Origin of the sequence: Specibacter sp. RAF43 (assembly GCF_052114065.1) — a bacterium.
GTDB lineage: Bacteria > Actinomycetota > Actinomycetes > Actinomycetales > Micrococcaceae > Specibacter.
In genome coordinates, this window is record NZ_JBFREA010000006.1 from 80,916 (window position 1) to 103,587 (window position 22,672).

The 22,672-nt window shown below is 68.7% G+C and carries 22 protein-coding genes and 1 tRNA gene; 11 read left to right on the forward strand and 12 right to left on the reverse strand.

Annotated elements, in window-relative coordinates; translation table 11 throughout:
* Positions 1-6 precede the first annotated feature (6 nt).
* The gene (locus AB4Y80_RS05255) at positions 7-867 is read right to left on the reverse strand and encodes a glycerophosphodiester phosphodiesterase (RefSeq protein ID WP_442212371.1); all 861 of its coding nucleotides are present in this window, start codon (positions 865-867) and stop codon (positions 7-9) included.
* Between the two features lie 22 nt (positions 868-889).
* Here AB4Y80_RS05255 and AB4Y80_RS05260 point away from each other — a divergent pair, with 22 nt between their 5' ends.
* Complete coding sequence (locus AB4Y80_RS05260; RefSeq protein ID WP_442212374.1) at positions 890-2,209, forward strand: DUF445 domain-containing protein; 1,320 nt, start codon at positions 890-892, stop codon at positions 2,207-2,209.
* Positions 2,210-2,330: 121 nt separating this feature from the next.
* Here AB4Y80_RS05260 and AB4Y80_RS05265 read toward each other — a convergent pair whose 3' ends face one another.
* Both AB4Y80_RS05265 and AB4Y80_RS05270 read right to left on the reverse strand, forming a co-directional pair.
* Positions 2,331-3,173 carry a hypothetical protein gene (locus tag AB4Y80_RS05265; protein ID WP_442212376.1) on the reverse strand — a complete coding sequence of 281 codons (843 nt, stop codon included), beginning with the start codon at positions 3,171-3,173 and terminating at the stop codon, positions 2,331-2,333.
* Between the two features lie 66 nt (positions 3,174-3,239).
* On the reverse strand, positions 3,240-3,881 hold the full coding sequence (locus AB4Y80_RS05270; RefSeq protein WP_442212378.1) for an alpha/beta hydrolase: 642 nt from the start codon (positions 3,879-3,881) through the stop codon (positions 3,240-3,242).
* A gap of 127 nt (positions 3,882-4,008) precedes the next feature.
* Here AB4Y80_RS05270 and AB4Y80_RS05275 point away from each other — a divergent pair, with 127 nt between their 5' ends.
* The 4 genes from AB4Y80_RS05275 to AB4Y80_RS05290 all read left to right on the forward strand — a co-directional run bounded on the left by AB4Y80_RS05275 (position 4,009) and on the right by AB4Y80_RS05290 (position 9,513).
* Positions 4,009-4,797 carry a DeoR/GlpR family DNA-binding transcription regulator gene (locus AB4Y80_RS05275; protein WP_442212380.1) on the forward strand — a complete coding sequence of 263 codons (789 nt, stop codon included), beginning with the start codon at positions 4,009-4,011 and terminating at the stop codon, positions 4,795-4,797.
* On the forward strand, positions 4,794-5,756 hold the full coding sequence (locus AB4Y80_RS05280) for a 1-phosphofructokinase family hexose kinase (protein WP_442212382.1): 963 nt from the start codon (positions 4,794-4,796) through the stop codon (positions 5,754-5,756). Before AB4Y80_RS05275 ends, AB4Y80_RS05280 begins: the two co-directional genes overlap by 4 nt.
* A 1-nt stretch (position 5,757) precedes the next feature.
* A complete protein-coding gene (locus AB4Y80_RS05285) occupies positions 5,758-7,788 on the forward strand; it encodes a PTS fructose transporter subunit IIABC (RefSeq protein WP_442212384.1) in 2,031 nt (676 codons plus the stop codon).
* Between the two features lie 120 nt (positions 7,789-7,908).
* The gene (locus AB4Y80_RS05290; protein ID WP_442212386.1) at positions 7,909-9,513 is read left to right on the forward strand and encodes an MFS transporter; all 1,605 of its coding nucleotides are present in this window, start codon (positions 7,909-7,911) and stop codon (positions 9,511-9,513) included.
* Here AB4Y80_RS05290 and AB4Y80_RS05295 read toward each other — a convergent pair.
* The 4 genes from AB4Y80_RS05295 to AB4Y80_RS05310 all read right to left on the reverse strand — a co-directional run bounded on the left by AB4Y80_RS05295 (position 9,447) and on the right by AB4Y80_RS05310 (position 11,926).
* Positions 9,447-10,064: a hypothetical protein gene (locus AB4Y80_RS05295; protein WP_442212388.1), complete on the reverse strand. Its 618-nt coding sequence runs from the start codon at positions 10,062-10,064 to the stop codon at positions 9,447-9,449. The two genes, AB4Y80_RS05290 and AB4Y80_RS05295, sit on opposite strands and share 67 nt — an antisense overlap.
* 180 nt (positions 10,065-10,244) lie before the next feature.
* The gene (locus tag AB4Y80_RS05300; protein WP_442212390.1) at positions 10,245-11,006 is read right to left on the reverse strand and encodes an SDR family NAD(P)-dependent oxidoreductase; all 762 of its coding nucleotides are present in this window, start codon (positions 11,004-11,006) and stop codon (positions 10,245-10,247) included.
* On the reverse strand, positions 11,006-11,341 hold the full coding sequence (locus AB4Y80_RS05305; RefSeq protein WP_442212392.1) for a GNAT family N-acetyltransferase: 336 nt from the start codon (positions 11,339-11,341) through the stop codon (positions 11,006-11,008). The genes AB4Y80_RS05300 and AB4Y80_RS05305 overlap by 1 nt, the downstream gene beginning before the upstream one ends.
* Before the next feature lie 42 nt (positions 11,342-11,383).
* Complete coding sequence (locus tag AB4Y80_RS05310; RefSeq protein ID WP_442212394.1) at positions 11,384-11,926, reverse strand: bifunctional hydroxymethylpyrimidine kinase/phosphomethylpyrimidine kinase; 543 nt, start codon at positions 11,924-11,926, stop codon at positions 11,384-11,386.
* A 16-nt stretch (positions 11,927-11,942) separates the two neighbouring features.
* On the opposite strand from AB4Y80_RS05310, the gene AB4Y80_RS05315 reads away from it, so the two are divergent.
* Positions 11,943-12,983, forward strand: a complete 1,041-nt coding sequence (locus AB4Y80_RS05315; RefSeq protein ID WP_442212396.1) for an acyltransferase family protein — start codon at positions 11,943-11,945, stop codon at positions 12,981-12,983.
* 51 nt (positions 12,984-13,034) lie between these two features.
* Here the strand turns inward: AB4Y80_RS05315 and AB4Y80_RS05320 are convergent.
* Positions 13,035-13,110 (reverse strand) — tRNA-Lys (locus tag AB4Y80_RS05320).
* Between the two features lie 156 nt (positions 13,111-13,266).
* Here AB4Y80_RS05320 and AB4Y80_RS05325 point away from each other — a divergent pair.
* The 3 genes from AB4Y80_RS05325 to AB4Y80_RS05335 all read left to right on the forward strand — a co-directional run bounded on the left by AB4Y80_RS05325 (position 13,267) and on the right by AB4Y80_RS05335 (position 15,764).
* The gene (locus AB4Y80_RS05325) at positions 13,267-13,914 is read left to right on the forward strand and encodes a hypothetical protein (RefSeq protein ID WP_442212398.1); all 648 of its coding nucleotides are present in this window, start codon (positions 13,267-13,269) and stop codon (positions 13,912-13,914) included.
* A 220-nt stretch (positions 13,915-14,134) separates the two neighbouring features.
* Positions 14,135-14,752, forward strand: a complete 618-nt coding sequence (locus AB4Y80_RS05330; RefSeq protein ID WP_442212400.1) for a DUF47 domain-containing protein — start codon at positions 14,135-14,137, stop codon at positions 14,750-14,752.
* 1 nt (position 14,753) lies between these two features.
* Entirely contained in the window at positions 14,754-15,764 is a 1,011-nt protein-coding gene (locus AB4Y80_RS05335; RefSeq protein WP_442212402.1) for an anion permease, read from the forward strand.
* Positions 15,765-15,846: 82 nt separating this feature from the next.
* Here the strand turns inward: AB4Y80_RS05335 and pstB are convergent, their stop codons facing one another.
* Genes pstB through pstS form a run of 4 tightly spaced genes read right to left on the reverse strand, consistent with a single transcriptional unit; the run spans position 15,847 to position 19,844 of the window.
* Positions 15,847-16,626, reverse strand: coding sequence for a phosphate ABC transporter ATP-binding protein PstB (gene pstB / locus AB4Y80_RS05340; protein WP_442212404.1), 780 nt, complete (start codon positions 16,624-16,626; stop codon positions 15,847-15,849).
* A gap of 24 nt (positions 16,627-16,650) precedes the next feature.
* Complete coding sequence (pstA, locus tag AB4Y80_RS05345) at positions 16,651-17,757, reverse strand: phosphate ABC transporter permease PstA (RefSeq protein WP_442212406.1); 1,107 nt, start codon at positions 17,755-17,757, stop codon at positions 16,651-16,653.
* Complete coding sequence (gene pstC, locus AB4Y80_RS05350; protein WP_442212408.1) at positions 17,757-18,689, reverse strand: phosphate ABC transporter permease subunit PstC; 933 nt, start codon at positions 18,687-18,689, stop codon at positions 17,757-17,759. Before pstC ends, pstA begins: the two co-directional genes overlap by 1 nt.
* A 36-nt stretch (positions 18,690-18,725) precedes the next feature.
* Entirely contained in the window at positions 18,726-19,844 is a 1,119-nt protein-coding gene (pstS, locus tag AB4Y80_RS05355) for a phosphate ABC transporter substrate-binding protein PstS (protein WP_442212410.1), read from the reverse strand.
* A 187-nt stretch (positions 19,845-20,031) separates the two neighbouring features.
* Here pstS and AB4Y80_RS05360 point away from each other — a divergent pair, with 187 nt between their 5' ends.
* Positions 20,032-21,159: an FUSC family protein gene (locus AB4Y80_RS05360; protein WP_442212413.1), complete on the forward strand. Its 1,128-nt coding sequence runs from the start codon at positions 20,032-20,034 to the stop codon at positions 21,157-21,159.
* Positions 21,160-21,222: 63 nt separating this feature from the next.
* Positions 21,223-22,650: a DNA repair protein RadA gene (gene radA / locus AB4Y80_RS05365; RefSeq protein ID WP_442212415.1), complete on the forward strand. Its 1,428-nt coding sequence runs from the start codon at positions 21,223-21,225 to the stop codon at positions 22,648-22,650.
* The last annotated feature ends 22 nt before the right edge of the window (positions 22,651-22,672 follow it).

Sequence of the window (22,672 nt, forward strand, 5' to 3'; positions counted from 1 at the left end):
ATGCCGTCACCGCAGGGAGAGGATGCGGCGAATTTCCGCCGGCCGGTTGGTGGTCACCTCGGCGACGCCGGCCGCACGGCACAGCGCCAGGTCCGCGTCCGTGTCCACCGTCCAGACCCGCATCTTCCGCCCGGCGGCCAGCCACCGGGCCGCGTTTTCCGGGTTCGCGCGCAGGTAGTCGACGCCGAGCCCCGCAAGGTTCGCGACGCCGTCGTCCAGCATTGCCTCGCCGTCGGCCATGGCCCGGCGCAGCAGAAACGCGACGGTGTGCCCGGCGACGGTGCCAAGGTCCAGTTCCTCGCGCACCTCCTGCACCTCCACGTCCTCCAGCAACTGGCACAGGTGCTCCGGTGCCAGCTGCCCGGCCAGGTACCCGATGGCCTCGGGATGAAAGCTCATGAAGGAAACGGTGAGGTTCCCGGCCGTGGAGGACGCCGGCGACCACCCCCGCGCCCGCAGCCGGTCCAGCGCGGCATCCACCGGGCTGGGGTTGAACGCGGCGCCAAACTTGAACTCGACGGCCAGCCCGAGCGGCCGGCCGGCGTCAAAGCCGATGTCCAGCAGCTCATCCAGGGTGAGCAGCTGCTCCGGCACGCCGCCGAATTCCGGCGGGATCCCCACGCCCTTCCAGGAACAAAAATCCAGCTCCCGCAGCTGGTCCAGGGTGTGCTCCGCCACCGGGCCGGAGCCGTCCGAGGTACGGTCGACGTCGTCGTCGTGGATCAGCACCAGGGCCCCGTCGGCGGTGAGGTGGAGGTCGCACTCCAGCCCGTCGGCGCCGTCGGCCAGTGCCTGGCGATAGGCGGCCCGGGTGTGCTCGGCAAACCGCTCGCTGGAACCCCGGTGGGCGTAGATCTGCACTGTCATGGCACCACGCTACGCTTGCTTCATGGCTTACCCGCAACAGTCCGGCCCGGCCGGTTCCACCCGCACCCCGCAAGCCGCCGCGGGCGGAAGCGGCGTGTCCGCGGCGGACCGCGAAAAAGCCGCGGCGCTGCGCCGGATGAAGAACATCGCACTCGGTTTGCTGGTGGCCATGGCCGTCATTTTCGCCTTTGCGTTTGCCTTCGCCGGGCGGTACCCGTGGCTGGACTATGTCCGGGCCGCGGCCGAGGGCGGCATGGTGGGCGCACTGGCCGACTGGTTTGCCGTGACCGCCCTGTTCAAGTACCCGATGGGCATCAAGATCCCGCACACGGCCATCATCCCGAACCGCAAGGACGCCATCGGGGCCAGCCTGGGTGAGTTCGTGGAGACCAACTTCCTCTCCGAGACCGTGGTGCGCGACAAATTGGCCAGTACGCAGATCGCGCAAAAGGCGGGGGCCTGGCTGGCCAAGCCCGCCAGCGCCCGGCGCGTGGCCACGGAGGGGGCCGCCGTCATGCGCGGGGCCATGACGGTGTTGAAGGACGACGACGTCCGGGACGTGATCGAGTCCATGGTGCGCAAGCATGTGCTGGAGCCGCCCTGGGGTCCGCCGATCGGCAGGATGGTTGGGCGCATCCTGGCCGACGGCCACCACCACGCCTTGGTGGACCTGCTGGTGGACCGTTCCACCGCCTGGATTGCGGCCAACCGCGACACCATCACCGGGCTGGTCTCCGACCGCTCGCCCAGCTGGGTGCCCCAGTTCGTGGACGGGCTGGTGGGCGAGAAGATCTACACGGAGTTTTACAAGTTTGCCCGGGCCGTCCAGGACGATCCCCACCACCAGGTGCGCCGGCAGCTGGACTACTACCTGCTGGATCTGGCCCAGGAGCTCCAGCACGACCCCGCCATGATCGCCCGCGCCGAGGCCATCAAGGCGCAGGTGCTCGACGACCCGCAGGTCCGCGACCTGGCCGCCCGCACCTGGGAGACCGCCAAGAGGGCCCTGTTCACCGCCGTCGACGATCCGGACAGCGAACTTCGGCGCAAGTTCACCGCCGCGGTGCAGGAATTTGGCACCCGCCTGGCCACCGACGACGAACTGGCCGGCAAGGCCAATGCGTGGATCGGCGACGCCGCCGCCTACCTGGTGCGCACGTACCGGCACGAGATCGCCTCCATCATCACGGAGACCGTGGAACGCTGGGACGCCGTGGAAACCAGCCAGAAGATCGAGCTCCAGGTGGGCAAGGACCTGCAGTTCATCCGCATCAACGGCACCGTGGTGGGCGCCCTCGCCGGCCTGGCCATCTTTGCCGTCGCCACGTTCGTCTTCCACTAGCCACACACACAATCTGACCCGCAATAGATGTCGAAAAATGGCGAAATTTCGCCATTTTTCGACATCTATTGCGGGTCAGTTGCCCGGGGCGGGGCGGGTCAGTTGCCCGGGGCGGGGCGGGTCAGGGGCCCGGGCGGGGCGGGGGCCGGCGTCCCGCGTCGAGCTCGGCCAGCAGCTCGGGGGGAATCACCAGGGGGGCCGGGCCGAAGGCGCGGTGGGTTGAGGCGATCACGGCGCGGCCCATTAGGACGTTGCCCACCCCGCCCACGGCCGCGCCCACTCCGAACGGCAGTGCCCGGCCCACCGCGGAGGCGCTGCCCGTGATGGCCAGCTTCTTGAGAAAACGCTTTTGCAGGGACGCACCGATGCTTTTGACGGCGGTGATGGGCATGCTCTTGCCGGCCGTCTTGCCCCACGCCTGCATGGGCGTCTTGCCCTTCCCGAGGGCGTGGCCGGTCAGCCCGGCCAGCATGGCGGTGCCTTCGTCCCCGAGCATGATGGCCATGACGGTCAGGCGGGCCCGCTCGGGGTCGGCCAGCCGGACGCCGTGGAGTTCGGCCACGGACTGCGCATACAGGGCCGTCGCCTCGAGGAAGACAACCGTGGCCACGGCCGAGATCGACAGGGCCGCCAGCGTGCCGATGCCGGGGATGATGGCGGTTGCGCCGATGGCCGCACCGCCGCCGCCCACGCCGTTGAGGAAGTCCCGTTCCAGGCGCCGGCTCAGCTCACCGGCCGTGGCGCCGGGGTGCCTTTTTCGCAGCCGGCGCAGATTCGCCAACACCAGCGGGCGCTGCACCTCAACGGCCTTGAGCAGCATGTTGTGCACGGCCGGCTTGGGCCTGCCCCGTTCGTCAAAGGCGGCCGCGGCGGCCAGTTCGACGGCGGGATTCGGCTTCCGGGACCGGGCGAATCCGCCCCGTCCCCCGGCATCCCCCGAACGTTCCACTTTCCTGCGTGCCATGCATTCCCCTGACGTTTGATTGAGTACTAGGGTACCCGCCGGCGCGCCGGGCCACGGGAGTCCGGATCAGGGGCGGGGCGCGAACGAGCCCGGCACGTGGCCGGTGAGGAACGACGCCACGTCGCCGAGTTCATCGGCGCGGATGTTGTGCCCGAGCCCGTCGTACCTGGCCTCGGTCAGCTCCGTGTTGGCGGCCAGCCAGCCGGCCGTAAACGCCGTGGCCTCCCGGTTGATCACCAGGTCGGCGGTGTCGCGCGCCCAGTAGAACGGGATGCGCGTAGCCAACGGCTCCATCGCCTCCAGCAGCTCATTGTGGAGCACAAAGCCGGACAGCCCGGTCCCCGCCGCAAAGGCGTCCGGGCGCAGGCGCAGCAGCGTGGTGGCCATCGCCATGCCTTGGGAGAAGCCAAGCAGGGAGACGCTGCTGAAGTTGTAGCGGGCGGTTTCGGCGTCCAGCCAGGCCAGCAGTTTGGCCGCCACCCCGACCACCTCGGCGAAGTCGTTCGCCAGGAAGTAGTCCAGCAGGAACCAGCCGTACTCCCCGGAAATTTCCAACGGGCCCCGGGGCGCGGCACACGTGAATCCGTTGGGCATGTCCCCGAAGAGGGCGCCCATCCGGGCTTCATCCGAGCCGTACCCGTGCAGCATCAGCAGCAGCGGTGTTCCGGGGCGTTCCTGTTCGGGCCGGGACCAGGCAACGGTTTCCATGGGCCAAGACTAGCCGCGTTCCGCATTTCTTTGTTTATGTGGTTATCTGTTGACAAACAAAGAAAGCCACAGATAGAGTCGGGTGAAACCGGCCTGTGACGCCTGTCACGCGGATGAAGGGAGCGTCATGTTTGCCCAGGAACGCCACGATCGCATTGCCGAGCTCGTCGGCGCCCAGGGCCGGGTGGGCGTGAACGAACTCGCGGAACTTTTTTCCATCACCCAAGAAACGGTCCGCCGGGACCTGGCGTCGCTGGAGACCGGGCGCATCCTGCGGCGCGTCCACGGCGGGGCGGTGGCGCTGGACCGGCTCAGCCGCTCCGAGCCCAGCCTCAGCGAACGCCAGGGCCGGCGGCTGGAGGACAAAAGGCGCATCGCCGCGGCCGCCATGAGCCTGATTCCCCACACGCCGACCGTGTCCGTGCTGCTCGATTCCGGCAGCACCACGGCCGCGCTGGCGGACCGGCTGGCCGCGTGGACCCCCGCCAATCCCGGCGATGAACTCCTGGCCATCACCAACTCGCTGCCCATCGCCTCCGCACTGAGCACCAACGCCCACCTGCTGCTGGACATCGTGGGCGGGCGGGTCCGCGCGCTGACCAGCGCCGTCGTCGGGGCCCGCGCCACCGAACAGCTCGGCGCACTGCGCCCGGACATCGCCTTCATCGGCGCCAACGGCATCCACGCGGACTTCGGCCTGAGCACCCCGGATCCGGTCGAGGCCGCCACCAAGGCGGCGATGGTCCGCGCCGCACGCCAAACCGTGATCCTGGCCGACGCCTCCAAGCTCGGGGCCGAAACCCTGGTCCGCTTCGCCACCCTCGAGGAGATCGACACCTTGATCACCACGGCCGCTCCCGCCCCCGACCTCGCCGCCGCACTGGCCGGGGCCGGCGTCGAGGTGGTGCTCGCATGATTCTCACCCTGACCCCCAACCCCAGCCTGGACCGCACCATCGAGCTGGCGGCGCCGCTGGCGCGTGGCCAGGTCCAGCGTGCCGTCTCCGCCAGCTCGCACCCTGGCGGCAAGGGCGTGAACATCGTCCGGGCGCTGGCCGCCTCCGGCATCGACGCCCTGGCGCTGCTGCCCGGGGACGCGGGCGACGCCGTCGTCCGGGCCCTGGCGAGCGAAAACATCCCGCACCACTGCCTGCCCATCGGCGCGGCCCTGCGCAGCAATGTCGCCGTCACGGAGCCGGACGGCACCACCACCAAGGTCAACGAGCCCGGCCCCCTGCTCAGCGACGGGCAGGTGGCGGCCCTGCTGGAGCTGGCCGTGGAGAAGTCCGACGGCGCCGCCTGGCTGGTGCTCGCCGGCTCACTGCCGCCGGGGGCGCCGGGTGATTTTTACGCCCGGGTCATCGAAGCGGTGCGCGCCAGATACGGCGACGCGGCGCCCCGGGTGGCCGTGGATTCCTCCGGCGTCCCGCTGGCCGCGAGCGTGGCGGCCGGCCCGGACCTGTTCAAGCCCAACGGCGAGGAGCTGGCGGAGCTGACGGGGATTGGCGACGGGCCGTCGCTGGAAGCGGACCCCGCCCTGGCCGCACGCGCGGCCCAGACGCTGGTGGACCAAGGCGTCGGCACGGTCCTGGCCACGCTTGGGGCCAAAGGGGCCGTGCTGGTCACGGCCGCCGGCAGCTGGCTGGCCAACGGGCCCGCCATCGAGGCGAAAAGCACCGTCGGCGCGGGCGACTGCGCCCTGGCCGGATATCTGTTGAGCACGTTGCGCGGGGACTCGCCCGCCGCATGCCTACAGCAAGCAGTGGCCCACGGCGCGGCCGCCGCTTCCCTCCCCGGAACCCTGGTTCCCTCCCTGCACCAAACCCACCCCCTGGCCGTCACTGTTACGGCCCTGGCCTCCCTTGAGGAGAACTGACATGAGCACACTCATCACCACCGACCTGGTTGTCCTGGACGCCGACCTCGGCGCCGACGCGGCATCCGTCATCCGCCACCTGGCCGGCGCCATTGCCGGCGCGGGCCGGGCCACCGGCGTCGACGCCCTCTACGCGGACGCCCTGGCGCGGGAGCAAAAGACGGCCACCGGGGTCCCCGGCGGCATCGCCATCCCGCACTGCCGCTCCGAGGCCGTGCTGGAGGCCACCCTCGCCATGGCCCGCCTGGACCCCGCAGTCGACTTCGGCGCCCTGGACGGTCCCGCGGACATCATCTTCTTCATCGCCGCCCCTGCCGGGGCCGACAACGAACACCTCAAGCTCCTCTCCCGGCTGGCCCGCTCCCTTATCAAGAAGGACTTCACGGCGGCGCTGCGCAGCGCCTCGACCCCGGCCGAAATCGTCGCCCTGGTGGACGGCGCCCTCGCGGACAAGCCGGCGGCCGCCCCCGCCGCGCCCGCCCCGGTCGGGGAAGCGTCGGTGCAGGCACCCGAAACCGCCCGCGCGAAACGGCTGGTGGCCGTGACGGCGTGCCCGACGGGCATCGCCCACACGTACATGGCCGCGGATTCCCTGGTCGAGGCGGCCCGGGTGGCCGGCGTCGAACTGCAGGTCGAGACGCAGGGTTCCGGGGCCGTGACGCCGCTGGATCCGGCGGTGATCGCCGCGGCCGACGCCGTGATCTTCGCCGTCGACGTCGACGTGCGCGGCAAGGAGCGCTTTGCCGGCAAGCCGCTGGTCAGCGCCCCGGTCAAGCGCGGCATCGACGAACCGGCCAAGATGGTCCAGGAGGCCCTGGCGGCCGCCGATGACCCGCACGCGCACCGGGTGCCGCACTTTGGCGCCGAGGAGGCGGCGGACCAGCGGGCCGAGGCGTCCAGCGAGCACCTGGGCACAAAGGTCAAGAAGGTCCTGCTCACCGGTGTCAGCTACATGATCCCGTTCGTGGCCGGCGGCGGGCTGCTGATTGCCCTCGGCTTCCTGCTGGGCGGCTACGGCATCGCCCTGGGCGGCACCGCCGATAACATCCTCACGCACAACACCCTCCTGAACCTGCCCGATGGGAACCTGTTTCTGTATCTGGGCGCCGTGGCGTTCAAGATCGGCGCGCTGTCCATGGGCTTCCTGGTCCCCGCGCTGGCCGGCTACATTGCCTTCGGCATCGCCGACCGCCCCGGGATCGCCCCCGGCTTCACCGCCGGCGCCGTGGCCGTGTTCATGGGTTCCGGCTTCCTGGGCGGGCTCGTTGGCGGCCTGCTGGCCGGCCTGGCCGCCTACTGGATCGGCAGCTGGAAGGTCCCGCGCTGGCTGCGCGGGCTCATGCCGGTGGTCATCATCCCCCTGCTGGGCTCGATCATCGCCTCCGGCGCCATGCTGCTGGTCCTCGGCGGGCCCATCGCGGCGCTGTCCAACGGCCTCAACCATTGGCTGACGGGAATGTCCGGGGCCTCCGCGGTCGTGCTGGGCATTGTCCTGGGGCTGATGATGTGCTTCGATTTGGGCGGCCCGGTCAACAAGGTGGCGTACGCGTTCGCCGTCGCGGGCCTGGGCACGGGCTCCGCCCTGAACCACGCGCCGTGGGAGATCATGGCGACCGTCATGGCCGCCGGCATGGTCCCGCCGCTCGCCATGGCCATGGCCACCGTGATCGACAAGAAGCGCTTCTCCCTGGCCGAGCGGGAAAACGGCAAGGCCGCCTGGCTGCTCGGGGCGTCGTTCATCTCCGAGGGCGCCATCCCGTTCGCCGCCGCCGACCCCCTGCGGGTCATCCCGGCCGCCATGCTCGGCGGTGCCGTGACGGGCGCGATGACCATGGCCTTCCATGTCACCTCGCAGGCCCCCCACGGCGGAATCTTCGTCTTCTTCGCCATCGGCAACGTGGTCATGTTCGTGGTGTCCATCCTGGTGGGTGCGGCCATTGCGGCGTTCACCGTGGTGGCGTTGAAGCGCTGGGCCGTCCGCACGCCCGTTGACGCCGCGGCACCTGCAGTGCTCGTCGGCCAGGACCGCTAGCCACACTGCCCCCCGACACGCCGGGGTCGCCCGGGCCCGCCCGGCCCGCGCCATTTATGGTCTGCCCGAAGCGATGCAGCAGAAAGTCACAAGCAAATGACCTCCGTAAGGGGATGACAAATGCCCATAGACCAAAGCACGATTCAACCGGAACCAGGTGTTGAGGACACCGCAGATCGATTGCAAGCCAGGCCAAGAATGCCCCGTTTGCCCAAACTTAAACGCCGTCGGCTCAACGTCGGCCACGTCAACGTCGTCGACCAGCCCATGCTGAAGAAGGCCCTCAGCGGCACCATCGTGGGCAACACCATGGAATGGTACGACGTGGGGGTGTTCGGCTACCTGATCGCCACCATGGGACCGGTGTTCCTGCCCGAGGCCGACCCCGCCGTGCAGACCCTGTTCCTGCTCGGCACTTTCGCCGCCACCTTCTTGGCCCGCCCCCTCGGCGGCGTCGTGTTTGGCTGGCTCGGCGACAGGGTCGGCCGGCAAAAAGTGCTGGCCGCGACGCTGCTGATCATGGCCGCGTCCACGTTCGCCGTCGGCCTGCTGCCCGGGTACTCCCAGATCGGGATCTGGGCCGCCGTGCTGTTGGTGACGCTCAAGCTCGTCCAGGGGTTCTCCACCGGCGGCGAGTACGCCGGCGCCACCACCTTTGTCAGCGAGTACGCCCCCGACAAACGCCGCGGCTACTTTGCCAGCTTCCTGGACCTGGGCAGCTACATGGGCTTCGCGATTGGAGCCGCCCTGGTCTCGGTGCTGCAGCTGACGCTCGGCCAGGACGCGATGGAGCAATGGGGTTGGCGCCTGCCGTTCCTGGCCGCCGGCCCGCTCGGCGTCATTGCCGTCTATTTCCGCTTGAAGATCGAGGAATCCCCGCAATTCCAGGCCACCCTTGACGCCCAGGAGGAGGCGGCCAAGTCGGCCGCCGCCGACGACACGGACACCTCCCAGGGGCCGGTCCGGCTGGTTCGGGTATTTTGGCGCCAGATCCTGCTGGCCGTCATCCTGGTGGCCGCCGCGAACACCGTAGGGTATGCGTTGACGTCCTACATGCCCACCTACCTGACCGATTCCATGGGGTACGACCCCGTCCACGGCACGCTCCTGACCATTCCGGTACTTGTCCTGATGGCGGTCTGCATTCCGTTGACCGGGCGGCTCTCGGACAGGATAGGCCGCCGGCCCGTGCTGTGGATGGGGGCGCTCAGCACCGTGGTGCTGGCCATCCCGGCCTTCATGCTCATCGGCGCCGGCAGCATCGGCGCCACGCTCCTGGGCCTGGCCTTGATCGCGTTCCCGGTGACGTTTTACGTGGCCAACCTGGCGTCCTCGCTGCCGGCCCTGTTTCCCACCTCCAGCCGATACGGCGGCATGGGCATTGCGTACAATTTTGCCGTCGCCATCTTTGGGGGCACCACCCCGTTCATCGTGCAGGGCCTGATCACGCTGACCGGCGACGACATGATGCCCGCCTACTACCTGATGGCGACGTCGGCGGTGGGTGCGGTGGCCATCTACTTCCTGCGCGAATCCGCGCAAAAGCCGCTGCCCGGCTCCATGCCGAGCGTCGCGACAATGGAGGAGGCGCACGCGCTGGTGGCGACCCAGGACGACAACCCGTTGCTGGACATGGACTACCTGCCGTTCGATGGATCCTACGAGCCGGCCACGCCCGGCACCGGCATCCCGATCACGGTCGGCCGCCCGGCGTCGGACGCCTGACGGGCTCCGGCGGGCGGCTTCCCGGCGGCGATCTCTATGAAGATCATCGCTCGCGAAGGCCGACCGGCCCGGTGCCCCGGCATCCTCGCCGGCCGGTAGAGGTGACCAAACGGATCCACCACCACCTCACCTCCCTCCGGGGCAGGCAGCAGGTGCGGCTGTGGCCCACGGTCCATATATAAGCACTCAAAGAGTGTTGAAAGCAGGGCGTCCGGGCCGGCCGGATAAAACCGCCGCACCGGATATCGGAGCGGGTTCCGGCGCTGCGCCGCCGCCCAGGCCCGGCCCAGCCACGCAAGGTCCACCTCGCCGGGGGAGGCGGCGAGCCCGATCCGGCGCTCCGCGTCCAGGGTCAGCCGGAATCCCGCCCCGCGACGATCCACGATGCAGGCCGCCTCGTCCGGGTACTCAAAGTCCCCGAGCAGCGCGGCGGCCGAGGCGTGGAAGGTGAAGTCCCCGCCGTCGTCAACCGAAACAAATCCGGTCTGGAAAGCCTCCTCCGGCGACGCAGGGTCTGCACGGCGAACGGATTCGCGGCGTCTGCGCGCCATGGGTCACCACCTCCCTGGGGGCCCGGACGGCCCCCGATGCGGGGGCCGTTTCCCCCTCACGTCCATGGGAACATCGTTGGGCCGCCGCGGCACGGAATTTAACGCGATCCATACGGTCCGGCCGGAAATCCTGACGCCGCGTTGACTCCGGGCACGGGGGTACGGGCCCGCTCTCCCCCGCTACCGTCCGCGGTTCCCCGCGGCGGCGGCGAGCGCGTCGGGCACCAGCCGGCCCAGGGCCACCAGGACCGCATACCGCCGCGACGGAATGGACACGCTCTTGCCGGCGGCATTGGCGGCCAGCCCCTCGCGCACCACCCGATCCGGGTTCAGCCACATCCACCGGGGAATGCGATTGATGTTGGCGCCCATGCGCTGGTGGAATTCCGTGCGCACAAACCCGGGGCACACGGCGGTGACGGTGACCCCGCGGGGCCTGTAGCGCAGGTTCGCGGACCGGCTGAAGCTGATCCCCCAGGCCTTGGCCGCGCCGTAGGATCCGCGGGGGATGAAGCCGGCAACGCTGGCAACGTTGATGATGCGCCCGTGCCCGCGCTCGAGCATGGGCGGCAGGGCCGCGTGCATGAGCTGCATGGGCGTGCGCACCAGGATCCGCAGATGGTCCGTCTCCTGCTCGGCAGTGTTGGCGTCAAACGCCTTCACCAGGCCAAATCCGGCATTGTTGACCAGCAGGGCGACCGGCCGCTCGCGGTCTGCCAGCCGGGCACCCACGGCCGTGACGCCGTCGTCCGTCAGCAGGTCCGCCGGCAGGACCTCCACCGTGACGCCGAGGTCCTGGCGCAACCGCATGGCCTTGGCCTGCAGCCGGGCAACGTTGCGGGCCACCAGCACCAGGTCGTGCCCCGAGGCGGCCAGTTGCTGGGCAAATTCCGCGCCCAGGCCGGACGTGGCGCCGGTGACGAGGGCTACGGGGCGCTCCACTACGGCTCGCCCGGCAGGTCCGTGTACTGGGCGTAAAGCTCCGGATGCTTGGCCACGAACCGGGCAACGTGGCTGCAATGCGGGATGATGCGCTTGCCCGAGGCCACGACGTCGTCCAGCGCATACCGGATCAACACCTTCGACAGCCCGCGGCCCGCGAAGCCCTCCACCGCCTCGGTGTGGATGAAGTCGACGTGGCCGGGCAGGTCCTGGAAGTTGATGACGACGGCCAGCTGCTCCTCCTCCCGGAGCTCGTACCGATGCCGGGAATCGTTGCGGGTCATGGTCACGTCGGCATCGAAGGCATCGGTCAGCGGAGCTGGTTCGTCACTCATAATGCGAGCTTGGCACAATGCCGCGATGCTGGCAACAGAACGCTAGTTCGCGGCCCCGCCCTGCCACAGGGCCGTAAACGGGGCCCCGGAAACCACCCGATTCTTGATCCCGGCCGTCACAAACGCCTTGGCCGTGCGGGCGGCCTCCAGTGGCGTGGCACCCTTGGCCAGCTCCGCCGCCTTGAGGTCCTCGACGCTGGTGATGCGCAGGCCGGAGAGCGATTCGGCCTCAAAGTGATTGGGGGTGACAAAGGTTGCCAGGGGCAGGATCCGGGCCTTGAGCGCCTGGTCCGTGTCCAGGGCGTGGCCGGGCTCCTGGCCCTTGCAAATCAACACCGGATCCAGCACAACATGCTTGAACTTTGCCGCGATGAGTGCCGTTTCCACCGTACCGATGGTTGCCGGGCTGCCCAGCATGCCGATCTTCACCGTCTCCAGTACCGATGGCGCGCCGGACGCGGCACCATAGGCGGCCGTCGTCGCCTCCAGCTGATCGGCAATCACCTGCTCGTCCACCGGCACAAAGCGGTGGTTCCAGTTGTCCTTGCACGGGCCCGCGGCCAAGGGCACAACGTGAGGGGGCAACGGCTAGGATTCGTGGGTGCCTATTCACACCGTTCGCGACCATCGCCTCGACATCGCCAAGGGCGTTCTGATCTGTTTGGTCGTCCTCGGCCACTTGCTTGAAGGGATGAACTACTGGCGCGTGAGCGAGACCCGAATCCCGCTGACGATCATTTACGCATTCCACATGCCGGCCTTCGCGTTCCTGGCCGGCATCACGGCGAAGCCGACGAACCTGCTGCGCCGCATTGGGCCGTTGCTGGTTTTGATGGTGCTGTTTCAGGCCGCCTACTACGGTTTTGTACTCCTGTTTGGCCTCAAGAAAGCGTTTGCCCTGGACACGCCGTTTTGGATCCTGTGGTTCCTTTTCGCATTGGCCTGCTGGACGCTGCTGACCCCGCTCATGGCCCGCTACCCCAAGTCCGCCATCGCCATTGCAATCGCGGCGGCGTTGATCGCGGTCACGCTTCCGTGGGTGGGATACCCGTATTCGGCGGCCCGGGCCCTGGCCTTCCTGCCGTTCTTCACCCTCGGGTTTGCCTACGGGAAACGGATCCTGGCCTGGGCGGCCGCGGCAACACTGCCCCTGAAGGGGGTTCTCGTTGCCRGCTCGGTTCTCGTCGCCGTGACACTGCTGGGGGCCCAGCTCTCGCCCAGCTGGTTCTACGGAAGCATGAGCGCCGATCGACTCAAGGCGGACCTCGTGGAGGCCGTCCTTGTCCGTGGCGGACTGATGGTGGGTGCGGCCGTCCTCACGCTCACACTGCTGGTGCTTGTGCCAAACCGAAGGAATGCGTGGGCGACGGTCGGTCGGCGGAGCTTGTCCGTGTACCTGCTGCACGGGTTCCTGGTCCTGGCCGTGACCCCCTACCTGAAACCCATGCTCTCAGGCAGCCCCTCCACGGCGCTGTTGATCCTTGCCGTCCTGGCGGCCGGGACCGTGACCCTTGCCGCGACGCCGGGGGTGGACCGGTCATTGCGCAGAATTGGCGCCGCCGCGTTCCCGCCACGCGGAAGGGCCCGGCGATCCGCCCATACTGCCAGGACTGAAATATTGGAAGCCGCACCACGCGGCTAAAAAAACGCCGCAGGCCACAACCCTGAAAAGGGTTCTGACCTGCGGCGACAATGGTGGGCCCTGCGGGGCTCGAACCCGCGACCCACGGATTAAAAGTCCGATGCTCTACCAACTGAGCTAAAGGCCCAACCTCAGCGACAGCCGCCCGCGGGCGTTGGGGCCCGCGGAAAAGTTGTCGCACATTAGACTACCGTACGGCACGGGCATGTCCGCAAATTTCCGTGGCCGCCGGCAGTCCCCCGGATCCCTCGACCCCGCCCACAGGTAGCGGTAGTGTCGTGTCATGAATCAAGGACCAGGCAACCGCGCTCCCCGACCGCACAAGCCGCTGCCATTTGCACCGGCCGACTTTGAGCCGTTCACGGGCGGGACCGATCCGGCCCGCGTCTCCGAGGCCGCGCACCTTGCTGCCCGGGCCCTGGTCCGCGGCGGCCGGGAAAGCAATGACCCCGCCATCACCAAGCGGCTGGTGAAACTCGCCGACCGGCAGGGCCTGGAGGCGATCGCCGAGATGTGGGCGGCCAGCCCCGCCCGCTCGCTGCCCGGGGCCTTGTGGCGGCTGTACGCGCTGCGGGCGGCAACCCTGCAGGACCCCGAGGGCATCAGCGTGTTCTTCCGGGCCGGCCAGCATAAGGCGCAGGTCGCCAACGCCGTCGCCGGCGTGGCCGAACCCCCCGGGGCCGAGGAAATCACCACCATGGCCAACGCCATCCTCTCCGGTGCGTTCGACGGCGACTTCGACGTTGCGCTGGAACGGTCGGCCGCGTTTTGCCGGGTGGTGGCGCTGGGGCAGGCCACCATCGCCACCGAGCGCGGGGCCGCCCACCCGGAGCACGCCTCCATGCTGACAAAGAAGGCGCACCAGCTGGTGCGCACCGCCGAGGACCTCGAAGGCGCGGCCGCCGCGTGGCGCAATGGGGACTTGGACTAAAAATCCCACCCGATCTTGGGCCGCTCGCCACCTGTGCAAAACACCATTCACGGGCCTCGGTTGACAGCAGACGCGCAACGTAGAACACTAAAAGTGGTGTCGAACCGCGGAACCCCCGGGCTCCATCTTTTAGCCGCTTCGAGCGGCCTAACGCCGAGAGGCGCTCCCGGTTCGACACCACTTTTATGCCCGAAAATTCTTCCTAAACAAAGGTCTCGACGTGAAGTTGCGGTTCTTCCCCCAAGAGGCTGCCGGGCTGGACGCGCTGGCCCGGATGGCGGAGCAAATCACGGCCGGAACGCAAACGCTGGCCCAGCTCCTGGGCGCCGGCCGCGCCGACTTCCCGCCCCTGGCCGAGGCCATGCGCCGGTACGAGGCCGCCTCCACCGCCGAGTTTGCCACGCTGCTGACCGTCATGCGCACCAGCTTTATCAACCCGCTGCCCCGCGAGGACCTCTTCGCGCTGGGTCGGCGGCTCAACGAGGCCAGCGAGACGCTGACCGGCGCGGCCGAACTCATCGAGCTCTACGGGTTGGAGCGCATCCCGCCGCGGGCCAGCGACCAGCTGGAGATCCTCTCCCGGCAGGCGGAACTGACGGCGTCCGCCATGAAGGCGCTCAACGACCTGGACTCCCTGGAGGATTACTGGCTGGAGGTCCTGCGGCTGGCCAAGCGCGCCGACCACACCCACCGGGTGTTCGTGGCCGAGCTGCTGGCGGCCAATAATTCTTCCGGCTTTGCCAAGTACCGCACCCTGGCCGACCAATTCGCGGCCGCAAGCCGGCGCATGCGCTCGATCGCGACCCAGGTGGGCAGCATCATCGTCAAGGAATCCTGACTTGGTGCCGATCCTGCTCGCCACCGTGATCGTCGCGGCGGCGATATTCGCCTTCCTGAACGGTTTCCGCGACGCCTCCTCCGCCGTCGCACTGTCCGTCAGGACGCGGGCGCTGACCCCCACCATCGCGGTGCTGCTGGCCGGGCTGTTCAACTTCATCGGCGCGCTGCTCGGCGTCGCCCTGGCGGAGGCCCTCACGCACCGGCTCTTCACCATGCCGGCCGGCGCCAACGGCCTGATCCTGCTGCTGGCGGCGCTGGCCGGGGCGTGCCTGTGGGGCGTCTACCAATGGTGGCGCGGCTACCCTTCCTCCTCCACGCACGCGCTCATCGGCGGGCTGGTGGGGGCCTCGGTGGGATCCGCGCTCATCGGGAACCCGCCGCTGCAGGGCATCAATTCCACGCTGCTGACCCTGGTGGTGCTGCCGCTGCTGCTCTCCCCCGCCATCGCGTTCGTGCTCGGCTTTGCCGCGGTCTACCCCACGGCCTGGGCGTCGCGGAACACGCAGCCGAGCCTGGTGAACCGGCGGACCCGGCAGCTGCAGTCGGTGGCCGGGGCCGCCGTCGCGTTTGGGCATGGTTTGCAGGACGGCCAGCGCACGACGGCGGTGGTCCTGTTCGCGCTCGTGGCGGCCGGTGCCGCCGGGGACGGGGCGGTGCCGGGCTGGGTGCCCGTGTTCACGGCCGTTCTGCTGACGGCCGGGACCCTGTGCGGCGGGTGGCGGATTTCCTACACGCTGGGGCAGCGGCTGGTGCGGGTGGATCCGCTGCGCGGCTTCGTGGCGCAAATGGTGAGCGCCGGGCTGCTGTTCGTCGGCGCAATCGGCCTGGCGCTGCCGCTGTCGACCACGCACACGGTGACATCCGCGATTGCCGGGGCCGGGCAAAACCAGCGGTTCTCGGTCATGAACGGCCGGCTCATGCTGCGCATCGTGGGCATGTGGGTGGCCACGCCCATCGCCTGCGCGCTGCTCGGTGCCGTATTCTTCCTCGCCCTGTCCCCCCTGGCCTGACCCGTAACTTTGTCGAGTGCTTAGATAATGACCTCAAACGGGGCGTTTAAGGTCATTATCTACGCACTCGACGAAGGACGGCCTAGCCGAAACGGCCGGAGACGTAGTCCTCGGTGGATTTTTGGCTCGGGTTGTTGAAGATGGTGGCGGTGTCCGCGAACTCGATCAGCTTGCCGGGCTTTCCGGTGCCGGCGATGTTGAAGAACGCGGTCTTGTCCGAGACCCGGGCGGCCTGCTGCATATTGTGCGTGACAATCACCACGGTGTACTCGTCCTTGAGCTCGTTGATGAGGTCCTCAATGGCGAGCGTGGAGATCGGGTCAAGGGCGGAACAGGGCTCGTCCATGAGGATCACGTCGGGTGAGACGGCGATGGCCCGGGCGATGCACAGGCGCTGCTGCTGGCCACCGGACAGGCCCGAACCGGGCTTGCCCAGTCGGTCCTTGACCTCGTTCCACAGGTTGGCGCCCTGCAGGGACTTTTCCACGAGGTCGTCGGCGTCGGCCTTGGAGATGCGGCGGTTGTTCAGCTTCACCCCGGCCAGCACGTTGTCCCGGATGCTCATGGTGGGGAACGGGTTGGGGCGCTGGAACACCATGCCGATCTGGCTGCGCACCGTCACCGGGTCCACGCCGTCCCCGTACAGGTTGTCCCCATCCAGGAGCACCTTGCCCTCAACCCGGGCGCCGGGGATGACCTCGTGCATGCGGTTCAGGGTGCGCAGGAACGTGGACTTGCCGCAACCGGATGGGCCGATGAATGCGGTGACCGACTTGGCCTCGATGGTGATGTTGACGTCTTCCACGGCCAGGAAGTCGCTGTAATAGACGAACAAGTCGCTGACGTCGATGCGTTTGGACATAGTGATAAGTTCCGTTTCTTGGATCTAGCGGCCGGTTTTCGGCGCAAACAGGCGGGCCACCAGGCGGGCCCCGAGGTTCAGCAGCATCACGAGCAGGATCAGCAGGAGTGCGGCTGCCCAGGCCCGTTGGGTGGACGGGTCCGGGTTGGACGGCGAGGTGGGCGTCATGATCTGCGTGTAGATGAAGGTCGGCAGGGACGCCATCCAGCCGGCGAACACGTTCGTGTTGATGGTGGTGGCAAATCCGGCCGTGACGAGCAGCGGCGCGGTCTCCCCGATGACCCGGGCGATGGCCAGGGTGACGCCGGAGGCGATGCCGGAGATCGCCGTCGGAATGACCACCTTCATGATGGTCCGCCATTTCCGCACGCCCAGCGCGTAGGCGGCCTCGCGGAGTTCGTTGGGGACAATCTTGAGCATCTCCTCGCTGGAGCGCACGACCACCGGGATCATCAGGACCGACAGCGCGACGGCGGCCACGAACCCGGTCTTGGTCCCGGGGCCCATGATCATGGCGAAGAAGGCGGCGGCGAACAGGCCGGCCACGATGGAGGGGATGCCGGTCATGACGTCCACCAGGAAGGTGATGACCTTGGAGAACTTGTTCTCCGCACTGTATTCCACCAGGTAGATGGCGGTCAGCAGGCCCACGGGCACGGAGATCAGGGTGGCCCACAGCGTGATCACGATCGAGCCCATGAGCGCGTGGTACACGCCGCCGATCACGGGCGTGCCGTCCTTGACGGAGGCGTTGTCCTGGAGCCCCGTCACGCCGTTCATGGACGTGCCCAGGAAGCCGGGCGTGAGCAGGCCGGGAATGCCGTTGACCAGCACCGTCCAGATGACGGAGACCAGGGGCAGCAGCGCCACCAGGAACGCCCCCGCCACCAGCGAGGTGGCCAGCTTGTCCGTGGCCTTGCGCCGGCCTTCGACGACGGCGGAGCTGCCCACATTGCCCGCGGCAAACAAGACGGCCGAAAGCACGGCCCAGCCAAAGACGTTAAAGCCGGCCAGGGACATGAGCGCGGCGGCCGTGATGATGGCGGCCCCGGCAATCACGTACGGGGTGTACTTGGGCAGGCGGCCGCGGGTGAGCGCGGAGCGCTTGCGCTCGGTCATGAGAGTGGCCATCAGTTGGCTCCTGAGAATTCTTTGTGCCGGCTGATGATCCAGCGGGCCACCACGTTCACAACCAGTGTGATGAGGAACAGGACCAGGCCGGCGGCGATGAGCTCATGCATGCGCAGGCCGAATGCCTCGGGAAAGTCCAGGGCGATCTCGGCGGCGATGGTCTGGTTGCCGGAACGGATCAGCGAGGCGATCATCGGCCCGGAGGAGAGCACCAGGGCCACGGCCATGGTTTCACCCAGGGCGCGGCCCAGTCCGAGCATGACCGCGCTGATGATGCCGCCGCGGGCGAAGGGCAGCACGGCCATGCGGATCATTTCCCACCGGGTGGCACCCAGCGCCAGCGCCGCTTCCTGGTGCAGCGCGGGGGCCTGGAGGAAAATCTCCCGGGTCAGGGAGGCGATGATGGGCAGGACCATGACGGCCAGCACGATCCCGGCGGTCAGGATGGTCTTGCCGGTGCCGGAGGCGGGTCCGGCAAAGATCGGGATCCAACCAAGGTTGTCCGCGAGCCACTGGTACGGGACCTTAAGCTCGCTGGCCAAAAAACTCGCCCCCCAGGCGCCGTAGACGACCGACGGGATGGCGGCCAGCAAGTCCACCACGTAGCCAAGCCCGCGGGCCAGCTGTCGCGGGGCGTAGTGGGAGATGTACAGGGCCACGGCCACGCCAATGGGCGTCGCGATGATCAGGGCGATGACGGCCGCGATCAACGTGCCCACAACGATCGGGATGATGTAGGAGGCGAATCCCTTGCCTCCCGTCACCTCCGCCGCGGGCGCACCAAATGTCGGCAGCGCCTGGATGACCAGGAACAACGCCACCGCGAACAATACGGCAACTATGAGCACGCCGGCGCCCAGGGCCGCACCGGAGAACACTTTGTCTCCGGTGCGGCCTGTTCCGGCCCGGCGTGCGAGCTTGGTGGTGGACAAACTTGGTTTCCTTATTGTTCGGCTGGTGTCGCGTTCTTACTTGGCAACGCTGATGGCGGCGATGGACGCCCGGGCCTTGGCAGCCAACTCGGCGGACAAGGGCGCGCTCTTGGCAGCCGCGGCGGCCTGCTTCTGGCCGTCGTCGCTGAGGACGAACGCGCCGAACGCCTTCACCAGGTCAACCGTCTTGGCATCCGGGTAGTGGGCGCAGAACACGCCGTAGGAGACCAGGACGGCCGGGTAGGCGCCGGCCACGGTGGTGGTGCGGTCAAGCTTGAGCGAAAGGTCGTTCGCGGACCGGCCCGCCACCACCGTGGCGGCGTCCACGGCCTTGGCCGCGGCTTCGGCGGTGACGGGCACGTACGAGTCGCCGACCTTCAGCGCAACCTTGCCCAGGACGTCGGTGATGGCGGAGTCGTCCGCGTACGTGATGGCGCCGGCCGTCTCCGTGACGGTCTTGACGACGCCGGAGGTGCCCTTGGCGTTTTCACCCGGCAGGGCGGCGGGCCAGTCGCCGGACTTCGCGTCGGTCCAGACCGTCTTGGCGGCCTTGGAGAGGTAGTCGGTGAAGTTGTCCGTGGTGCCGGAGTTGTCCGAGCGGTGCACGGGGGTGATGGCCAAATCCGGCAGCTTTGCGTCCGGGTTCGCGGCCTTGATGGCGGCGTCGTTCCAGTTCTTGATGTCGCCGCGGAAGATCTTGGCGATGGTGTCGGCGTCGAGCTTGAGGTCCTTGACGCCGGGGACATTGAAGGCCACCGCGATCGGGGAGATGTACCAGGGCACGCTGATGGCGCCGTCGGGGCCGCACTTGGCCTTCGCGGAGGCGAGCTCCGCATCCTTCATGTAGGCGTCCGAGCCGGCGAACTGCACGGCTCCGGCGATCAGCGCCTTGCGGCCCGCACCGGACCCCTCGGGGGAGTACTGGATCTTGGCGCCGGAGTTGGCGGACTCAAAGCCGGCCTTCCAGGCATCCATGGCGGCGGAGATGGACGTGGCGCCCGTACCGGTGAGCGTGCCGGTGACGGAGGAGGCGGCCGTGCCGGCCGACGTTGCGCCGTTGCCGGGGGTGACGACGTTGTCCGTGCCGCACGCTGTCAGGGCGAGGGCGCCGACGGTGAGTACTGCAGCTGCGCGAGCAATGTGAAGTGCCTTCACGTGATTTACCTCTTCGATGGATGTCTCAATGCCTTACGCCTTGACGCTACGAGGGCCAAGTGAAGCGGCGGCCCAACCCAGGTGAACGGAAGGTTAACGCTGCGGGGATACTTGGTGCCGGCGCGCGCCGGAACGCCCATGGGAGCGTGGCGCGGCTCACAGTTGCGCGGCGCATAGACTGGTGCCCATGCCAGAGCTCGCACGGCCGGCCACCGCGCTGGCATTCCTGAAGCGCCGCGCCCGGCTGGGGTTGCGCCGCAGCTATTTCTCGATCGTGCCGGCATTGCTGATTTCCGCGTGCGCCGTGGGCGCCTACTACTTTTCCGAGCTCGTCCTGGACCACCAGGGGCCGTTGTTTGCCGCGACCAGCTCCATCATCGCCCTGGGCTTCAGCCGGGACCCGCGGCTGCGCCGGGTATTGGAGGTCGGCGTCGGCTGCACGCTGGGGATCGCCGTCGGGGACCTGCTGCTCAAGTGGCTTGGCACCGGGATCTGGCAGGCCGCCCTGGTGCTGTTCCTGTCCGTGCTGTTGGCGCGATTCCTGGACAGCGGGGCCATCTTCACCACCCAGCTGGCCCTGCAGTCCCTGCTGGTGGTGTTGCTGCCCATTCCGGCCGGCGGCCCCTTCACGCGCAGCCTGGACGCCGTCGTCGGCGGCTGCTTCGCCCTGGCCGCAACGCTGCTGCTGCCCCGCGACCCCCGCCGGGCGCCCAAGGACGACCTGAAGGTCACCCTGGGCGAACTGTCCATCGTGTTGCGCGAGTGCGCCGCGGCCCTGTCCTACAACGACTCCACGACCGCCTGGCACGCGCTGGTGCGCGCCCGCAGCCAGCAGCCGCGCATTGACGCGATGCGCGCGGGACTGCGCGGCGCCGTCGAGGTTGCCCGGCTCTCCCCCCTGTACCGGCGCCATTTGGAGGAGGTGGAGGGACTGGAGCGACTCATGGAGCGGGTGGACTACGCCATGCGCTCGAGCCGGGTGTTGGCCCGCCGGCTCACCAGCGCCATCAACAACGCCGCCCTGTCCGACGCCGGCACGATGCACCTGGCGGAGGTCCTTAGCGAATGCGCGGCCTCCGTTGATGAGCTTGGCGCGGCGCTGGCCGGAGCCCGGTCCGGGTCCACGGAGGTCCCGCTCAGCCGGGCCCGGGACGCCCTGGCGGACATCGCGACCCGGCTGCACCCGGACCGGCTGGAGATTTCGAAGATGGAGGGCGAAACGGTGGTGCTGCTGTTCCGCACGCTCATGGTGGACCTGCTGGAGGCGGCCAAGATGGATCCCGCCGAGGCCCGGGCGCTGCTGCCCAAGCTGTAGGGTTCTCCACAGCGCCGTGCGGCGGCCCGTGGTTGTGTCGGTGCCCGGCGCTAGGGTTGGTGCATGGCAACAAAGACCGCGCGCACCACTACAACTCGTGCCGCCCGTGCAAATACGGGGCAAAATTTTCGCTGCACCGAATGCGGCTGGACCGCCGTGAAGTGGGTGGGCCGCTGCGGGGAATGCCAGGAGTGGGGCACGCTGGAGGAGGTCGGCGCCGTGGTGATCCGCACCACCGCGGCCACCTCGGTGGTTCGCCCGGCCCAATTGATCTCCGAGGTCGACGCCTCGAAGGCCGCCCATGCCCTGACCGGGGTCCCGGAGCTGGACCGCGTGCTGGGCGGCGGCATGGTTCCCGGCGCCGTGATCCTCCTGGCCGGCGAGCCCGGGGTGGGGAAATCCACGCTGCTGCTGGATGTGGCCGCAAAGTTTGCCCGCAACGACCACGGCCGGGCACCCCAAAAGGTCCTGTACCTGACCGCCGAGGAATCCGCCGCCCAGGTGAAGCTGCGCGCGGACCGGATTGGCGCCGTCGCCGACACCCTGTACTTGTCCGCGGAGACGGACCTCGGCACGGCGCTGGGCCAGGTTGAGGCGGTGCAGCCGGTGCTGTTGATTGTGGACTCCGTCCAGACGTTCAGCAGCGCCGAGGTGGACGGCAGCGCCGGCGGCGTGTCGCAGGTTCGCGAGGTGGCGGCGTCGCTCATTTCCGCGGCCAAGCGGCTGGACATGACCACGCTGCTGGTGGGGCATGTGACCAAGGACGGCTCCATCGCCGGCCCGCGGCTGCTGGAGCACCTGGTGGATGTGGTGTGCCAGTTCGACGGCGAACGCCACTCCCGCCTGCGCCTGCTGCGGGCCGTGAAGAACCGGTACGGGCAAACGGATGAGGTGGGCTGCTTTGACCTGACCGATGACGGCATTGAGGGGCTGGCCGATCCCAGCGGCCTGTTCACCTCCCGCACCAGCCACCCGGTCTCCGGCACGTGCATCTCCGTCACGATGGAGGGCCGCCGGCCGTTGCTGGCGGAGGTGCAGTCGCTGTTGGCCCCGGCCATGGGCTCGCAGCCCCGCCGGACCGTCAGCGGACTGGACTCCTCCAGGGTGGGCATGCTGCTGGCCGTGTTGCAACAGCGTGCCGGCGTGCGGCTCGATGCCGACGACAGCTACGTGGCCACGGTGGGYGGGGCCCGGCTGAGCGAGCCGGCCATGGACCTGGCCGTGGCGCTGGCCATCGCCTCCGCCAAGACCAACCGGCCGGTGCATCCCAAAATGGTCGCCTTCGGCGAGGTGGGCCTGGCCGGGGAGGTGCGCCCCGTGCCGGGTATCAACCAGCGCATCCATGAGGCCTACCGGCTTGGTTTCACGCACGCGCTGGTGCCCTCCAGCCCCAACGGGCCGGGCACCATTCCGCCAAACTTCACCGTCAAGGAGATCGAGCATATTGCCGAGGCCACCGAACTTCTCCTGCACGGACCCGCACAAACGTAGGATGGGCGCTTTGCCCACTATC

What these genes read in the sequence shown, in the direction of transcription:
- AB4Y80_RS05255 (WP_442212371.1), bottom strand. Translation starts at nt 867, where the DNA reads ATGACAGTGCAGATCTACGCCCACCGGGGTTCCAGCGAGCGGTTTGCC.
- AB4Y80_RS05260 (WP_442212374.1), top strand. Translation starts at nt 890, where the DNA reads ATGGCTTACCCGCAACAGTCCGGCCCGGCCGGTTCCACCCGCACCCCG.
- AB4Y80_RS05265 (WP_442212376.1), bottom strand. Translation starts at nt 3,173, where the DNA reads ATGGCACGCAGGAAAGTGGAACGTTCGGGGGATGCCGGGGGACGGGGC.
- AB4Y80_RS05270 (WP_442212378.1), bottom strand. Translation starts at nt 3,881, where the DNA reads ATGGAAACCGTTGCCTGGTCCCGGCCCGAACAGGAACGCCCCGGAACA.
- AB4Y80_RS05275 (WP_442212380.1), top strand. Translation starts at nt 4,009, where the DNA reads ATGTTTGCCCAGGAACGCCACGATCGCATTGCCGAGCTCGTCGGCGCC.
- AB4Y80_RS05280 (WP_442212382.1), top strand. Translation starts at nt 4,794, where the DNA reads ATGATTCTCACCCTGACCCCCAACCCCAGCCTGGACCGCACCATCGAG.
- AB4Y80_RS05285 (WP_442212384.1), top strand. Translation starts at nt 5,758, where the DNA reads ATGAGCACACTCATCACCACCGACCTGGTTGTCCTGGACGCCGACCTC.
- AB4Y80_RS05290 (WP_442212386.1), top strand. Translation starts at nt 7,909, where the DNA reads ATGCCCATAGACCAAAGCACGATTCAACCGGAACCAGGTGTTGAGGAC.
- AB4Y80_RS05295 (WP_442212388.1), bottom strand. Translation starts at nt 10,064, where the DNA reads ATGGCGCGCAGACGCCGCGAATCCGTTCGCCGTGCAGACCCTGCGTCG.
- AB4Y80_RS05305 (WP_442212392.1), bottom strand. Translation starts at nt 11,341, where the DNA reads ATGAGTGACGAACCAGCTCCGCTGACCGATGCCTTCGATGCCGACGTG.
- AB4Y80_RS05325 (WP_442212398.1), top strand. Translation starts at nt 13,267, where the DNA reads ATGAATCAAGGACCAGGCAACCGCGCTCCCCGACCGCACAAGCCGCTG.
- pstB (WP_442212404.1), bottom strand. Translation starts at nt 16,626, where the DNA reads ATGTCCAAACGCATCGACGTCAGCGACTTGTTCGTCTATTACAGCGAC.
- pstA (WP_442212406.1), bottom strand. Translation starts at nt 17,757, where the DNA reads ATGGCCACTCTCATGACCGAGCGCAAGCGCTCCGCGCTCACCCGCGGC.
- AB4Y80_RS05360 (WP_442212413.1), top strand. Translation starts at nt 20,032, where the DNA reads ATGCCAGAGCTCGCACGGCCGGCCACCGCGCTGGCATTCCTGAAGCGC.